The organism is Pseudomonas sp. NPDC086112 (assembly GCF_044746425.1).
Classification (GTDB): domain Bacteria; phylum Pseudomonadota; class Gammaproteobacteria; order Pseudomonadales; family Pseudomonadaceae; genus Aquipseudomonas.
Window position 1 is genome coordinate 17,825 of record NZ_JBIVCD010000018.1, and the last position, 15,029, is coordinate 32,853.

The following is a 15,029-nucleotide window of genomic DNA, read 5'->3' on the forward strand; positions in this document are numbered from 1 at the left end:
AATACCGTAGACCAGGCCCATGTCGGCTTCGGCGGCGGTTTCGACGATGCCGTCTTCCAGGCAACGCACGGTTTCCAGGCACAGCGGGATCATCATCCAGTTGATGATGTCTTCGTCAGTGACTTCGCGCTGTTCGAACACGATTGGCTTGAGCACTTCCAGTACCGAAGGATCGGCGACTTTCTTCTGCTTGCCGCGCTTGTCGGTCTCGTAGGCGTAGAAGCCTTTGCCATTCTTCTGGCCCAGGCGCTTGGCTTCATAGAGCACGTCGACGGCCGAACGGCGGTCGTCTTTCATGCGATCCGGGAAGCCTTCAGCCATAACGTCACGACCGTGGTGACCGGTGTCGATGCCGACCACATCCATCAGGTAGGCCGGGCCCATCGGCCAGCCGAATTTTTCCATGACCTTGTCGATGCGCACGAAGTCCACGCCGGCGCTGACCAGTTTGGCGAAACCGCCGAAGTACGGGAACAGCACGCGGTTGACCAGGAAGCCCGGGCAGTCATTGACGACGATCGGGTTCTTGCCCATTTTCTTGGCGTAGGCAACGGTGGTGGCAACGGCCACTTCGCTGGACTTCTCGCCACGGATCACTTCAACCAGCGGCATCATGTGTACCGGGTTGAAGAAGTGCATGCCGACGAAGTTTTCCGGACGCTTGAGGGCTTTGGCCAGCAAGGTGATGGAAATGGTCGAAGTGTTGGACGCGAGGATGGTGTCCTCTTTGACCTTGTCTTCAACTTCGGCCAGAACGGCTTGCTTGACCTTCGGGTTCTCGACAACGGCTTCGACGACCAGGTCGACGTGACCGAAATCGCCGTAGGACAGGGTCGGACGAATGCCATTGAGCACTTCGGCCATTTTTGCCGGCGTCATGCGACCTTTATCAACGCGGCCCACCAGCAGCTTGGCGGCCTCGGCCAGACCTTGCTCGATGCCGTGCTCGTTGATGTCTTTCATCAGGATCGGCGTACCTTTGGAGGCCGACTGATAAGCGATACCGCCACCCATGATGCCGGCGCCCAATACGGCGGCCTGCTTCACGTCTTTGGCGATTTCGTCGTAGGCCTTGGCCTTTTTCTTCAGCTCCTGATCGTTCAGGAACAGACCGATCAAGCTCTGCGCGGCAGAGGTCTTGGCCAGTTTGACGAAACCGGTGGCTTCGACTTCCAGCGCCTTGTCGCGACCGAAGTTCGCGGCTTTCTGGATGGTCTTGATCGCTTCGACCGGTGCCGGATAGTTCGGGCCTGCTTGACCGGCCACGAAACCTTTGGCGGTTTCGAACGACATCATTTGTTCGATGGCGTTGAGCTTGAGCTTTTCGAGCTTCGGCTGACGCTTGGCCTTGTAGTCAAATTCGCCAGAGATGGCGCCCTTGAGCAGGTTCAGAGCCGCTTCCTGCAATTTCTCCGGAGCGACCACGGCGTCGACAGCACCGACTTTCAACGCGTCTTCAGCGCGGTTTTCCTTACCGGCGGCAATCCACTCGATAGCGTTGTCAGCCCCGATGATGCGCGGCAAACGCACAGTACCGCCGAAGCCTGGGTAGATGCCCAGCTTGACTTCCGGCAGACCGATTTTGGCGGTATTGGCCATGACGCGGAAATCTGCCGCCAGGCACATTTCCAGACCGCCACCCAGTGCGATGCCATTGATCGCGGCGACAGTCGGGACGTTGAGGTCTTCGAAATCGCTGAAAATCTTGTTGGCTTCGAGGTTGCCAGCAACAAGCTCTGCATCCGGCAGCTTGAAGTTGTCGACGAATTCGGTGATGTCGGCGCCGACGATGAACACGTCTTTGCCACTGCTGACGATCACACCCTTGATCGAAGCATCTGCCTTGATGGTGTCTACAGCCTGACGCAGTTCGTTCAGGGTAAGACGGTTGAACTTGTTGACGGACTCACCCTTGAGGTCGAATTTCAATTCGACGATGCCACTTTCAAGAGCCTTAACCGTGATGGCTTTACCTTCGTAAATCATCAACTGATCTCCACGATATGGAAGCTGAACAGTACACGTCGGACGCAGGCGACTGGCTCGGCAAGGACGTTTATCGTCGATGCTACGCCAATTCACCCGGCACACCCGCCAACGCGATAGTCGGGATTCTGTAGGAGCGCTCTGTAATACAAACGCTCAATTCATACGCCCGTTTGATTTGGGTATGTCACCTTCACGGAATTTCCGGCAATTGTCAATCGCCCAAAATACTGGTTGAAACGCGACTTTCCGGTCACTTCCGTACCACGAAGCCCTGCAACACGCTGATGCATGTGAGGCCATTCATAGAATCAATAGTTAGAAAAGTCGCCCTAATTAGCGGCAGCCTGTGTTTAACAAGCTACGCTGGCGGGACCCTGAAGAAAAAAGTTTGAACGCTTTGACGAATGCCCAGCGTAAGATCAGCGCACAAAGAATTACCGGCCTGCCTGGCCAACCTCAGCCCGATGATGATGTCGGGCTTTTTATTGCCTCTGTAGCAGCTGCCGAGCCTGCGAGGCTGCGTTCGGCTGCGAAGCAGTCGTAAATCAGGCGCCGCGGTACATCAGGCTGATTGCGTGCTCAGGGTTTACGACGACTTCGCAGCCTCGCAGGCTCGGCAGCTGCTACAGGTCGGGTTTCAGGCGAGTGCTTTGAGCGTGGCATCGATCTGTTGCAGAACCTCGGCCTCGCCCTTCTCGCCCCAATACAGGGCAATCATTTGCTTGTCTGCCTCGACCTTGTAGACGTTGGCAGGCAATTTTTCGAAATGATTCAGCAGCATCCCATCCTCACAGACCTCCTGCCACTGATTGACCCACACGCCCGGCGCCTTCTGCCAATAACTCCAGCACGCCGGTCGCGTGCCACGGCGCGGCCGATGGTACTGGGCGCAAGGGCTCGGTGGCTCCTCGTTCAGCCAGTGCGGCCACTCCTGGGGCGCCAGCTGCATGGCCAGGCCAATGCGTCGCGCCTCCATACGCAGGGCCATGCGCCCGCTCTGAGTACGAGAGGGTCGCAACCAGGCCAGCGGGCTCAAGACCACCAGCAGGATTGACACCACTATCCAGACCGTCATATGTGTACTCCCGATTCTTGATGAGCCCATTGAGTCACTTTGAAACCAATGCGCTTGAAACCAGCCATACTTACCAATATTGCAATCCTCAGGAGGAGCACCTCATGCCCTACCACCACATTCTGGTCGCTGTAGACCTAACGGAAGAGTGCGATCCTGTCATCCACCGAGCTCGCGAGCTCTCGGTGAGCAATGGCGCAAAGCTGTCCCTGGTGCATATTGTCGAACCGATGGCGATGGCCTTTGGCGGCGACGTGCCGATGGACCTTTCCCAGTTGCAACAGCAACAGTTCGATCAGGCCAAGGAGCGCCTTGAGCGATTGATCGTGAAATACCCGGAACTCTCCAAGGAATACAGTCACTTGACCTACGGCCAGCCGCGCCAGGAGATTCACCACCTCGCCAAGGAGCAAACGTGCGACCTGATCGTGGTGGGCAGTCATGGCCGACATGGTCTGGCACTGTTGCTCGGCTCCACCGCCAATGACGTACTGCACGGTGCGCCTTGCGATGTGCTGGCGGTGCGCCTGATCAAAAGCTGATAACACGGAACAACAATGTGGGAGCGGGCTTGCTCGCGAAAGCGGCGTGACAGTCGACATCTTTATTGAATGTTAAGCAGCTTTCGCGAGCAAGCCCGCTCCCACAGTGAATCTATGTCGGTCAGTAGACCGCCTTCCATACGAAAAGCCCGGCATTCACGTGAGTGAAGCCGGGCTTTTTTATCGCCGGATCAATCAGGCATCCAGCTCGGCCCAGCGCTCGACCATCACGTCGAGTTCAGCCTGCAACTGCTCAAGCTGAGCGATCACCGCAGCTGTCTCGGCAACAGGACGCTGATAGAAGCCGGCATCCGCCATCTGCGCTTCAACCACCACGATCTGTTGCTCCATGGCTTCGATCTGACTTGGCAACATTTCCAGCTCACGTTGCAACTTGTAGCTGAGCTTCTTCTTTGCCACCGGCGCCTCTACTGCCGCAGCGACTGGCACTGGTTCAGCAGTGACGACAGCCGAGTTCAGGTCGGCCTTGCCGGACTTGCTCTCGGTCACGCCCAACAGTCGCGGCGAGCCGCCCTGACGCAGCCAGTCCTGATAACCACCGACGTATTCGCGAACCTTGCCTTCGCCTTCGAAGACCAGGGTGCTGGTGACCACGTTGTCGAGGAATGCCCGGTCGTGGCTGACCATCAGCACGGTGCCGTTGAAGGTCAGCAAGACCTCTTCCAGCAGCTCGAGGGTTTCCACGTCCAGGTCGTTGGTCGGTTCGTCGAGTACCAGCAGGTTCGCTGGCTTGCTGAACAGTTTGGCCAGCAACAGACGGGCACGCTCACCACCGGACAGCGCCTTGACCGGCGTGCGGGCACGCTGCGGGCTGAACAGGAAGTCGCCGAGGTAGCTCAGCACGTGGCGGCTCTGACCATCGATATCGATGAAATCGCGACCTTCGGCCACGTTGTCGATCACGGTTTTTTCCAGGTCCAACTGATGGCGCAACTGGTCGAAGTAGGCCACGTCGATGCGCGTCCCCTCTTCCACCTTGCCGCTGGTCGGTTGCAGACCGCTGAGCATCAGTTTCAGCAACGTGGTCTTGCCGGTACCGTTGGCGCCGAGCAGGCCGATACGGTCGCCGCGCGTCAGGACCATCGAGAAATCCTTGATCAGGAACGGGCCACCCGGGTGAGCGAAGCTCACGTTCTCGAGGACCATCACCTGCTTGCCGGACTTGTCGGCGGTATCCAGCTGAATATTGGCCTTACCGGTGCGTTCACGACGCTCGCTGCGTTCGACGCGCAGGGCTTTCAATGCGCGAACACGGCCTTCGTTACGGGTGCGACGAGCCTTGATGCCCTGGCGGATCCAGACTTCTTCCTGGGCCAGTTTCTTGTCGAACAGCGCATTGGCGGTTTCTTCAGCAGCCAGAGTCGCCTCTTTGTGCACGAGGAAACTGGCGTAGTCGCCGTTCCAGTCGATCAGGCCGCCACGATCCAGTTCCAGGATGCGGGTCGCGAGGTTTTGCAGGAAGGAACGGTCGTGCGTGATGAACAGCACGGCGCCCTGGAAATCCTTCAGCGCTTCTTCGAGCCAGGCAATGGCGCCGATGTCCAGGTGGTTGGTCGGTTCGTCGAGCAGCAGCAGATCCGGTTCGGAAACCAGGGCCTGAGCCAGCAGGACGCGGCGACGCCAGCCGCCGGACAATTCGGCGAGGGTCTTGTCGGCCGGCAGTTGCAAACGGCTCAAGGTGCTGTCGACCAATTGCTGCAAACGCCAGCCGTCGCGGGCTTCGAGGTCATGCTGGACATGCATCAGTTTGTCCAGATCGGCATCGGTGACGATGTTCTGGCTCAGGTGGTGATACTGCGCGAGCAGCTCGCCAACACCGTCCAGGCCTTCGGCAACCACGTCGAACACGGTCCGCTCGTCGGCTACCGGCAATTCTTGCGGCAATTCGCCAATCTTTAGGCCAGGTGCGCGCCAAACAGAGCCCTCATCGGGCTTCTGGTCGCCCTTGACGAGCTTCATCATGCTGGACTTGCCAGTGCCGTTGCGGCCGATGATGCACACCCGCTCACCACGGGCGATCTGCCAGGACACCTTGTCCAACAACGGCATAGCGCCGAAAGCAAGGGACACATCGCTGAATTTGAGCAGGGTCATGAGCTTCTCCAAAAACCGGGCGCGCATTCTACCTGACTTGAGGCTTCAGAAGGCCGGCAATTTCAATGTCGAAGCACTCTGCACAACAATTGTTGCGAACTTGTGCCGACAGCTCGGCAAAGCTTTCGCCCGCTGCTGGCAAAAGGCTAAGCTACAGATAATTCAGTGCCGCTCTCGTCGGCACTTGTCATGATTTCTCTGCCCGGACGTCTCATGCGCAGTCGCCTTTTCAATCTTTTTTCGTGTTTGCTTCTTACAGCCGCTGCCGCTCAATCCGCCCAGGCGGTGGACCTGTCCACCCAACGCCAGTATTACGATGAAGCCAAGCGTGCCTTGGCCAAAGGCGATTCCGGCCCTTATTTCCGTTATAGCCAGGCCCTGCGCGATTATCCGCTGGAGCCCTATCTGGCATATGACGAATTGACCGCGCGTCTGAAAACCGCGAGCAACGCCGAAATCGAAAAATTCCTCGCTGAACACGGTGACTTGCCCCAAGCCAACTGGATGAAGTTGCGCTGGCTGCGCTGGCTGGCCGAACGCGGCGACTGGGCAACCTTCGTCAAATATTATGACCCCAAACTCAATTTCACCGAACTGGACTGCCTGAACGCGCAGTATCAGATCAGCCATAACCGCAAGGCCGAAGGCTACGCCAACGCCGATAAACTCTGGCTGACCGGCAAAACCCAACCCGACGCTTGCGATGGTGTGTTCGGCATGTGGGCCGCCGAGGGTCAACTGACTGAGCAGAAACGCTGGGAACGCACCAAGCTCGCCGCCCAGGCACGCAACTATCCGCTGGCCAACAGCCTGATCAATGGCCTGACAACACTCGCCCCACGCGGTCGACTGCTGGTGGATGTGGCGCAGAATCCCGAGCTGCTCAATCAGCCGTCGCGCTTCACCCCGGCGGATGAACCGATGTCCGACATCGTCAGCCTCGGCCTGCGCCGTCTGGCTCGTCAGGATCCGGACAAGGCCATGGCCCTGCTCGACGGTTACGCCAACAGCATGCACTTCTCCCGTGACGAAAAAGTCGCGATTGCCCGGGAAATCGGGCTGACCCTTGCTCGTCGTTTCGACGGCCGCGCGCTGGACGTAATGACCAAATACGACCCGGAACTACGGGACAACACCGTTTCCGAATGGCGTTTGCGCCTGCTGTTGCGCCTGGCCCGTTGGGAAGATGCCTATGAGCTGACCCGTCGCCTGCCTCAGGACCTGGCCACCACCAACCGCTGGCGTTACTGGCAGGCTCGCAGCCTGGAGCTGGCGCAGCCACAGAATCCGCAAGCGCAGACGCTTTACAAGGGCCTGGCTCGCGAGCGCGACTTCTACGGTTTCCTGGCGGCCGATCGCTCTCAATCCCCTTATTCGCTGAACAACAAACCGCTGGTGCTCAGCCAGGCGCTGATCAACAAGGTGCGCAATACCCCGGGCGTGCGACGCGCCCTGGAATTCCATGCCCGCGGGCAGATTGTCGACGGTCGTCGCGAGTGGTACCACGTCAGCCGGCACTTCAGCCGTGACGAAATGGTCGCCCAGGCGAAACTGGCTTACGACCTGAAGTGGTATTTCCCGGCGATCCGCACCATCAGTCAGGCGAAGTACTGGGACGACCTGGATATTCGCTTCCCGATGGCCCACCGCGAGACCCTGGTCCGTGAAGCCAAGGTCCGTGGCCTGCATTCGAGCTGGGTATTCGCGATCACCCGCCAGGAAAGCGCCTTCATGGCCGATGCACGCTCCGGCGTCGGTGCCAGCGGCCTGATGCAACTGATGCCCGGTACAGCCAAGGAAACCGCGCGCAAGTTCAGCATTCCCCTCGCTTCGCCGCAGCAAGTGTTCGATCCGGACAAGAACATTCAGCTCGGCGCCGCTTACCTGAGCCAGGTCCACAGCCAGTTCAACGGCAACCGCGTCCTCGCCTCCGCCGCCTACAACGCCGGCCCCGGCCGCGTACGGCAATGGCTGCGTGGCGCCGATCACCTGAGCTTCGATGTGTGGGTGGAAAGCATTCCGTTCGACGAAACCCGCCAATATGTGCAAAACGTGCTGTCGTACTCGGTGATCTACGGCCAGAAGCTCAACTCACCACAACCGTTGGTGGATTGGCATGAGCGGTATTTTGACGATCAATAAGCGGTAATGCCGGATATGCCGGATAAGTGTAGGAGCCATAGCTCCTACACAGTTCCTACAGGTGAAGATCGGTTTCAATCTTGCCGTCATTGAACTGCAATGCCGCCAGCCGTGCATACAGTGCATTACTTGCAATCAACTCCTGATGCGTCCCCACCGCCACCAGTTTCCCCTGATCCATCACCGCGATCCTGTCGGCGTTTTTCACCGTGGCCAGTCGGTGGGCAATGACCAGTGTGGTGCGATTTTTCATCAGGCTGGGCAGGGCTTGCTGGATCAGGTGCTCGCTCTGGGCGTCGAGGGCGCTGGTGGCTTCGTCCAGCAGCAGGATCGGCGCGTCCACCAGCAGCGCCCGGGCGATGGCCAGGCGCTGGCGTTGCCCGCCGGATAAACCGAGACCCGCGTCGCCGAGGTGAGTCTGGTAGCCGTTGGGCATTTGCTCGATGAAGTCGTGGGCGTAGGCGATTTTCGCGGCTTCCTGGACCTGGGCCAAAGTCGCCGTCGGGCGGCCGTAGCGAATGTTCTCTTCGATGCTGCCGAAGAATAGCGCCGGGGATTGCGAGACGAGGGCGAAGCAGCGACGCAGGTCCAGAGGGTCGAGCTGGGTCAGCGGCACGTCGTCCAGCAGGATGTGTCCTTCGATGGGGTCGTAAAAGCGCAACAACAGGTCATACACAGTCGACTTGCCAGCGCCGGACGGCCCGACCAATGCAAGGGTTTCGCCGGCGTTGATCGTCAGATTAAGGCCATCGACAGCATAGCTTTGCGGACGCGACGGGTAGGAAAAGCGCACATCTTGTAGCACCAGATCGCCCTTCACCCGTTCAGGCAACGTCACCAGCCCCTGGGTCGGTGGCTGGATGATGTTTTCCGAACGCAACAACTCGGCAATCCGTTCCGCCGCCCCTGCTGCACGCTGCAGTTCGCCGATCACTTCACTCAGTGTGCCGAAGGCACCGCCGACGATCAGGCTGTAAAAGACGAACGCTGCCAACTCACCCGCGGAAATCCGCCCGGCGATGACATCCATGCCGCCGACCCAGAGCATCACCCCGACGGCGCCCAACACCAGCAGGATCACCAGGGTAATCAACCAGGCTCGCTGGAAGATGCGCTTGCGGGCAGTGTTGAAAGCCTCTTCCACCGTCGTGGCAAAACGCTGCTCGTCCTGAACCTGATGGTTGTAGGCCTGCACGGTTTTGATCTGGCTCAGGGTTTCGGAGACATAGCTGCCGATATCGGCAATCCGGTCCTGGCTCAGACGCGACAGGGTGCGCACCCGGCGACCAAAAATCAGGATCGGCGCGACCACCAGCGGCAACGCGACCACCACGATGCTGGTGAGTTTGGGGTTGGTGATAAACAGCAAGACAATCCCGCCGATCACCATCAGCCCGTTACGCAGGAACAGCGACAGCGAAGAGCCGATCACCGATTGCAGCAGCGTGGTGTCGGCGGTCAGCCGCGACTGGATTTCGGAGCTGCGGTTGTCTTCATAGAACCCCGGGTGCAGGTAAACCAGATGATTGAATACCCGTCGGCGGATGTCGGCGACAACGCGCTCGCCGATCCAGGACACCAGGTAAAACCGTGCAAAGGTGCCAATCGCCAGACCGACCACCAGCAGCATGAACACGCCGATGGATCGGTTGAGCAAATGCGGCGACTGGGTCATGAAACCCTGATCCACCAATAGGCGAATCCCCTGCCCCATGGACAAGGTGATGCCGGCAGTGACGATCAGCGCCAGCAAGGCACCCAAAGCCGGCCAACGATAAGGCGCGAGGAAACGGCTGGCCAGACGAATGGCGCGGCGGTGACGGGAAGAGAGCATGAAGATCATCCGATGGCGCAACCAATGGTTTTAACTCGACCAAGCCTACACCGGTCAATGGGGTTGAACGCTGTAAATCATAATGAGTCAGGTTAATTATGACCGCCAAGACTAGTGGCTAGAGATTATTGGTCTAAAGTCCGGGTGGAAACGTCGGGGTATTTCTGATGGACTGAGGATGCCGACCTGAAGATCGCAGGGAGTTGTCACAGCCCGGTCACCTGGCGGTTCTACAGTAAGCACACAACCTGAAGAGGAGACAGGCCATGTCCTTGCAAAACAGCAGCGATGACAAGATTCCAGTGATCCGCACGCAGCCAGACCAGTCTCTGGGTTGCTCGATTATTGATAAGGATGGGCGCGAAGTACCGATCACTGAAAACATGATCCAGGACGCTTGCCGCGAACTGGAGAAGCGATTGGTCAAGCCTGCCGAACAAGAGTGATATAGCCACCGTCTTCTTGACCCGGCTCTTTTAGCCGGGTTTTTTATGGGTGTTTATCGAAGAATTGCGGTGCCGCCATTCGCGAGCAAGCCCGCTCCCACATTTGATCTCTGCCGTACACAACACGTGTGTTCGCTGAAGATCAAATGTGGGAGCGGGCTTGCTCGCGAAAGGGCCAACTCGGTCTCTTATAGAACCGAAGCACCCAACGCCGCCACGATCCGCTGCAACGCCGGCGAATCCCCCTCGATTCGCACCTTCAACCCATCGATCTCACGCCGCAGCGGATAATGCTTGCGCAGTGCATCGAACGCCGCACGCTGCTCGCTCACATGACCTACAAGGCTGCGACGGAAATTCGCATCGTCACGGCGCGGGTCGTACACGCCACGGCACAACATCGCCAGCGCCCAGGCCGGATCGCTGTCGGCGTTCAACGTCACCGCCGACAACCATGGTGCCGGCAGCAAATCGTTCAGGCGGACCTGTTCCGGTTGCCCAAGGAACTCGCAAAGCGCCTGATAGATCTGCGCCGTCCCGCGCTGTCTGCCGTCGAGGCTGTAACCGGCAATGTGCGGTGTCGCCAGCACACACAACTCGGCCAATGCCACATCGACCTCAGGTTCCCCCTCCCAGACATCCAGCACCGCTTGCAGGTCTTCACGCTCCAACAGCACCTGGCGCAGGGCGGCATTGTCGATGACCGGGCCACGACTGGCGTTGATCAGCCAGGCGCCGGGCTTGAGTTGGTTCAAGCGGTTTTTATCGAACAGATGCCAGGTCGACTGAGGGCCTTGCTTGTCCAGCGGAGTGTGCAGACTGATGACGTCGCATTGCTCGATGATCTGCTCGAGGCTGACATAATCGCCCCCTTCGGCCGCTTGCCTTGGGGGATCGCAGACCAGCACGTTCCAGCCCAGACCTTGCAAAACCTTGACCAGCCGCCCGCCCACTTCACCGGCGCCGACCACACCGTAGGTGCGTTGAGTCAGGTCGGCACCTTCGATTTCGGCCAGGGTCAGCAGGCTGCCCAGCACGTAATCGACCACACCCCGGGCATTGCAGCCTGGCGCGCTGGACCAGGTAATGCCGGCCTGTCGGAAGTAATCCAGATCCAGGTGATCGGTGCCGATGGTGCACGTGCCGACAAAGCGCACCTTGCTGCTTTCGAGCAATGCGCGGTTGACGTTGGTCACCGAGCGCACCAACAGCACATCGGCCTGCTCGACAGTGGCGCGGTCGATGGCACGTCCCGGCACCCGGCGGATTTCACCGAAACCTGCGAAGAAGGCATCGAGTAGCGGGATATTTTCGTCGGCAACAATCAGCATGGCAGGCTCCTTTGGCGGATCGGCAGTTTAGGCGCAGATGAGGGTGTGGGCCAGCGGGCATTGTTCACCTTCAATGTGAAGGGACCACTCATCCTGTGGGAGCGGGCTTGCTCGCGAAAGCGGCGTGTCAGGCAACATTGATGTCAACTGACACTCCCCCTTCGCGAGCAAGCCCGCTCCCACAGGGGATATCGCAACGTCCGAAAACCATTTACAAATCCCTAACACAGGACTTTTCCTGACCACTGCGTCAAGGCGTAGAATGCGCCGCCTCGCGCATCAAAATCTTTTGGACGTTTCGCCTTGAATTCCGTGACTGACCGCCCCGCCGCTATTTCTCTCAACCGCCCGGCCCGGGTTCGCCTGGAGCTGAAAAACCTGCTTGGCCTGGCGTTGCCGATCATGATCGCGCAACTGGCGACCACCGCCATGGGCTTCGTCGATGCGGTAATGGCCGGTCGTGTCGGGCCTCGAGATCTGGCGGCCGTCGCGCTGGGCAACTCGATCTGGGTGCCGGTGTTTCTGCTGATGACCGGCACACTGCTGGCCACTACCCCGAAAGTCGCCCAACGCTTCGGCGCCGGCACCCACAGCGAGATTGGCCCGATCGTGCGTCAGGCCCTGTGGCTGGCGCTGGTGGTGGGCTTGATGGCGACCGGCATGCTGTTCAGCGCCGAACCGATCCTGCATATCATGAAGGTCGACCCCGAATTGATCGGCCCGTGCATGCAGTATCTGCACGGCATCGCCAGCGGTTTGCCTGCCGTCGCGGTCTATCACGTGCTGCGCTGTTTCAGCGATGGTCTGGGGCGCACCCGCCCGGCCATGGTCCTTGGCCTGTGCGGGCTGGCGCTGAATATTCCACTCAATTACATCTTCATCTACGGCCACTTCGGTGTGCCGGCCATGGGCGGTGTCGGCTGCGGGTGGGCCACGGCGATCGTGATGTGGGTGATGGCGCTAGGCATGGCCGGCTGGGAGCGCTGGGCGCCGGCCTATCAGTCGAGTGAGTTGTTCATCCGTTTCGACTGGCCGCAGTGGTCGGTGATCAAGCGTTTGTTGAGCATCGGCCTGCCAATCGGCATCGCGGTGTTCGCCGAGTCGAGCATCTTCGCCGTGATCGCCCTGCTGATCGGCAGCCTCGGCGCCACCGTGGTCGCCGGGCACCAGATTGCGCTGAACTTCAGCTCGCTGGTGTTCATGATCCCCTACTCCCTGGGCATGGCCGTGACCGTGCGTGTCGGCCAGGCACTGGGCCGTGAGGAACCACGCGAAGCCCGCTTCGCCGCCGGTGTCGGCATGGGCACTGCCCTGGCTTATGCGTGCTTGTCGGCGAGCCTGATGCTATTGCTGCGTGAACCCATCGCTGCGATTTACACCGCCGACCCGACGGTGATTCAGGTGGCCGCGATGTTGATCGTGTATTCGGCGCTGTTCCAGTTTTCCGATGCGATCCAGGTGACGGCGGCGGGCGCATTGCGCGGCTATCAGGACACGCGGGTGACGATGATCCTGACACTGTTCGCGTACTGGGGAATCGGTTTACCGGTGGGTTACGCCCTGGGCCTGACCAACTGGCTCGGCGCGCCGAGTGGCCCGAGCGGGCTGTGGCAGGGTTTGATCGTCGGCTTGAGTTGCGCAGCGCTGATGCTGTCGATCCGCCTGACGCGCAGTGCACGCAAGCGGATCCGCATCAGTCGTTCGGCGGGTTAAGCGAGCGCAAAAAAGGGCCGGCAGATGCAGGTAATGCCAGTCAGTTAAGGTGCGAAACCTGTGGGAGCGGGCTTGCTCGCGAAAGCGGTGTATCAGGCGACATCAATGTTGACTGTGCTGCCGTCTTCGCGAGCAAGCCCGCTCCCACAGGGATTCGGGCTTAACTGACTGCCATTGTGCATATGCAGGCTCTTTTTTTGGCCCGTTAAGCGAGTTTCTTGCGGATCCAGTAGAGGTAGGTGCCTGCTTCTTCGTGCTGCGCGACCAGTTCGTGGTCGAGAAACACGCAAAACTTGGGAATGTCGCGACGGGTCGACGGGTCGGTGGCGATCACCTTCAGCAGGCCGCCAGGCACCAGGTCACGGATGTGCTGGTGCAGCATCATCACCGGTTCCGGGCAATTGAGGCCGGTGGCGTCGAGGGTGCCGTCTACCGGCGTATCGATCATTTCACTCATGATTTACTCCTGAAACTTGCCGGCATTGTCGCGCATTGCCGGGTGTTCGGTCATCTATGGCAGAACGCCGCCCCCCGTAGGAGCGAGGCTTGCCCGCGAAGGCCGCGCTGCGGTGTATCTATGGGACCGCGCTGCAGCCTTCGCGGGCAAGCCTCGCTCCTACAGGGGGTGTAGCTTAACGGGACTTGGGTTTCTTCACGTCCAATCGGCGAAGATGGCAGGTCACTTCTTCACGGTCGTGATACAGCTGCTTACAGCCGATCTCGACTCGAATGCCCCGTTCCTTGAACCCATCGGCAATACGTTCCAGCAAGCGCTTCACTTCAGCATATCGCTGCTTCATCGGCAGCTTGAGGTTGACCACCGCTTCCCGGCAATGCCCCTCGCCAATCCACTCTTCCAGCATTGCCGCGTTGCGCGCCGGTTTCTCGACGATGTCGCAGACCATCCAGTCGACCGGTTGCTTGGGCTTGAAGGTGAAACCGTCAGCCATCAAATGCTGCACCAAACCGGTGTCCATCAGGCTTTCGGCCATCGGGCCGTTGTCGATGGCGGTCACCAACATGCCGCGATTGACCAGTTGCCAGGTCCAGCCACCGGGTGCAGCGCCGAGGTCGACACCGGTCATGTCACTGTGCAAGCGCTCGTCCCACTGGTCGCGGGGAATGAAATGGTGCCAGGCTTCTTCCAGCTTGAGGGTCGAACGGCTCGGCGCTTCACGCGGGAATTTAAGGCGTGGAATGCCCATTGGCCACATCGCCGAATTGTTCGATTCCGCCAGGCCCATGAACACTTCGCGACCGCTCTTGAAGGTCAGCAGCAGCCGTGGTTTGTGGGGGTCTTCCACCAGTTTGCCGGCCGCCATCAGCGCCTTGCGCAGGTGGCCTTCGAACTTCTTGCAGAAGTTCGACAGTTCCTTGCCATCGTTGGTGTCGACCATTTCCAGCCACAGGCTGCCGCACAGCGGGAAGTCCGCCATGTGCGCAAGGATCACGCTGATGCGGTCGGTTTCCGGCAGATCGATGAAGATCCCGCGGGCCCACTGGCGAGGGAAAATCAGATCGGCGAAACGCTGGCCACGCATCAGGCGCTCGGCGCCGTCTTCTTCGGTGCAGATAAATTCGGCGCAGGCGCTGGCGGTTTTGGCCTTGGCATAACCGGCCACGTTCAGCCGCGCGGCATGTTCGGAAATCTCGGAACAGACTTCGCTTTCGAAGCCCGGCCGGCAATGCATAAAGAGGGTGTTCATTCTTACTCCTGGGCAGTTGGCGAAGAATTCAGCCACTGCGCGATGCCCAGACTTGCGTTGAAGCAAAGCCTGTCACGAAAACCGGCGCATGATAGCCGAGATCGGAACCTTGGACTTGTCCTTAGGGTCCAGTTAT

At 59.5% G+C, this 15,029-nt stretch carries 11 protein-coding genes; 4 read left to right on the forward strand and 7 right to left on the reverse strand.

The features are described from left to right. On the reverse strand, positions 1 to 1,986 hold a 1,986-nt coding region (gene fadB, locus ACIPLA_RS14855; protein ID WP_401173750.1), incomplete at its 3' end, for a fatty acid oxidation complex subunit alpha FadB. Positions 1,987 to 2,626: 640 nt separating this feature from the next. Then, positions 2,627 to 3,064, reverse strand: a complete 438-nt coding sequence (locus ACIPLA_RS14860) for a hypothetical protein (protein ID WP_123496483.1) — start codon at positions 3,062 to 3,064, stop codon at positions 2,627 to 2,629. Between the two features lie 104 nt (positions 3,065 to 3,168). Here ACIPLA_RS14860 and ACIPLA_RS14865 point away from each other — a divergent pair, with 104 nt between their 5' ends. After that, positions 3,169 to 3,606 (forward strand): universal stress protein, encoded by a 438-nt coding sequence (locus tag ACIPLA_RS14865; protein WP_030128421.1) that lies wholly within the window; start codon positions 3,169 to 3,171, stop codon positions 3,604 to 3,606. A 195-nt stretch (positions 3,607 to 3,801) separates the two neighbouring features. Here the strand turns inward: ACIPLA_RS14865 and ACIPLA_RS14870 are convergent, their stop codons facing one another. Then, positions 3,802 to 5,721: an ATP-binding cassette domain-containing protein gene (locus ACIPLA_RS14870; RefSeq protein ID WP_192342553.1), complete on the reverse strand. Its 1,920-nt coding sequence runs from the start codon at positions 5,719 to 5,721 to the stop codon at positions 3,802 to 3,804. Between the two features lie 213 nt (positions 5,722 to 5,934). On the opposite strand from ACIPLA_RS14870, the gene ACIPLA_RS14875 reads away from it, so the two are divergent. Next, entirely contained in the window at positions 5,935 to 7,863 is a 1,929-nt protein-coding gene (locus ACIPLA_RS14875) for a transglycosylase SLT domain-containing protein (RefSeq protein ID WP_218394363.1), read from the forward strand. Between the two features lie 55 nt (positions 7,864 to 7,918). Here the strand turns inward: ACIPLA_RS14875 and ACIPLA_RS14880 are convergent, their stop codons facing one another. After that, complete coding sequence (locus ACIPLA_RS14880; protein ID WP_401173753.1) at positions 7,919 to 9,706, reverse strand: ABC transporter transmembrane domain-containing protein; 1,788 nt, start codon at positions 9,704 to 9,706, stop codon at positions 7,919 to 7,921. Between the two features lie 257 nt (positions 9,707 to 9,963). Between ACIPLA_RS14880 and ACIPLA_RS14885 the strand changes: the two genes are divergently transcribed. Then, a complete protein-coding gene (locus ACIPLA_RS14885; RefSeq protein ID WP_095634240.1) occupies positions 9,964 to 10,143 on the forward strand; it encodes a PA1571 family protein in 180 nt (59 codons plus the stop codon). Positions 10,144 to 10,331: 188 nt separating this feature from the next. On the opposite strand, the gene pdxB is transcribed toward ACIPLA_RS14885, so the two are convergent. Further along, the gene (pdxB, locus tag ACIPLA_RS14890; protein WP_401173754.1) at positions 10,332 to 11,474 is read right to left on the reverse strand and encodes a 4-phosphoerythronate dehydrogenase PdxB; all 1,143 of its coding nucleotides are present in this window, start codon (positions 11,472 to 11,474) and stop codon (positions 10,332 to 10,334) included. Positions 11,475 to 11,777: 303 nt separating this feature from the next. Here pdxB and ACIPLA_RS14895 point away from each other — a divergent pair, with 303 nt between their 5' ends. Then, positions 11,778 to 13,187, forward strand: a complete 1,410-nt coding sequence (locus ACIPLA_RS14895) for an MATE family efflux transporter (protein WP_218394361.1) — start codon at positions 11,778 to 11,780, stop codon at positions 13,185 to 13,187. 205 nt (positions 13,188 to 13,392) lie between these two features. Here the strand turns inward: ACIPLA_RS14895 and tusA are convergent, their stop codons facing one another. After that, positions 13,393 to 13,644, reverse strand: a complete 252-nt coding sequence (gene tusA, locus ACIPLA_RS14900) for a sulfurtransferase TusA (protein ID WP_007907805.1) — start codon at positions 13,642 to 13,644, stop codon at positions 13,393 to 13,395. A gap of 175 nt (positions 13,645 to 13,819) precedes the next feature. Then, positions 13,820 to 14,893 (reverse strand): 23S rRNA (cytidine(2498)-2'-O)-methyltransferase RlmM, encoded by a 1,074-nt coding sequence (gene rlmM, locus ACIPLA_RS14905; protein WP_401173757.1) that lies wholly within the window; start codon positions 14,891 to 14,893, stop codon positions 13,820 to 13,822. Positions 14,894 to 15,029: the final 136 nt, after the last annotated feature.

Coding starts and splice junctions, on each gene's coding strand:
- ACIPLA_RS14860 (WP_123496483.1), bottom strand. CDS start 3,064: ATGACGGTCTGGATAGTGGTGTCAATCCTGCTGGTGGTCTTGAGCCCG.
- ACIPLA_RS14865 (WP_030128421.1), top strand. CDS start 3,169: ATGCCCTACCACCACATTCTGGTCGCTGTAGACCTAACGGAAGAGTGC.
- ACIPLA_RS14870 (WP_192342553.1), bottom strand. CDS start 5,721: ATGACCCTGCTCAAATTCAGCGATGTGTCCCTTGCTTTCGGCGCTATG.
- ACIPLA_RS14875 (WP_218394363.1), top strand. CDS start 5,935: ATGCGCAGTCGCCTTTTCAATCTTTTTTCGTGTTTGCTTCTTACAGCC.
- ACIPLA_RS14880 (WP_401173753.1), bottom strand. CDS start 9,706: ATGATCTTCATGCTCTCTTCCCGTCACCGCCGCGCCATTCGTCTGGCC.
- ACIPLA_RS14885 (WP_095634240.1), top strand. CDS start 9,964: ATGTCCTTGCAAAACAGCAGCGATGACAAGATTCCAGTGATCCGCACG.
- pdxB (WP_401173754.1), bottom strand. CDS start 11,474: ATGCTGATTGTTGCCGACGAAAATATCCCGCTACTCGATGCCTTCTTC.
- tusA (WP_007907805.1), bottom strand. CDS start 13,644: ATGAGTGAAATGATCGATACGCCGGTAGACGGCACCCTCGACGCCACC.
- rlmM (WP_401173757.1), bottom strand. CDS start 14,893: ATGAACACCCTCTTTATGCATTGCCGGCCGGGCTTCGAAAGCGAAGTC.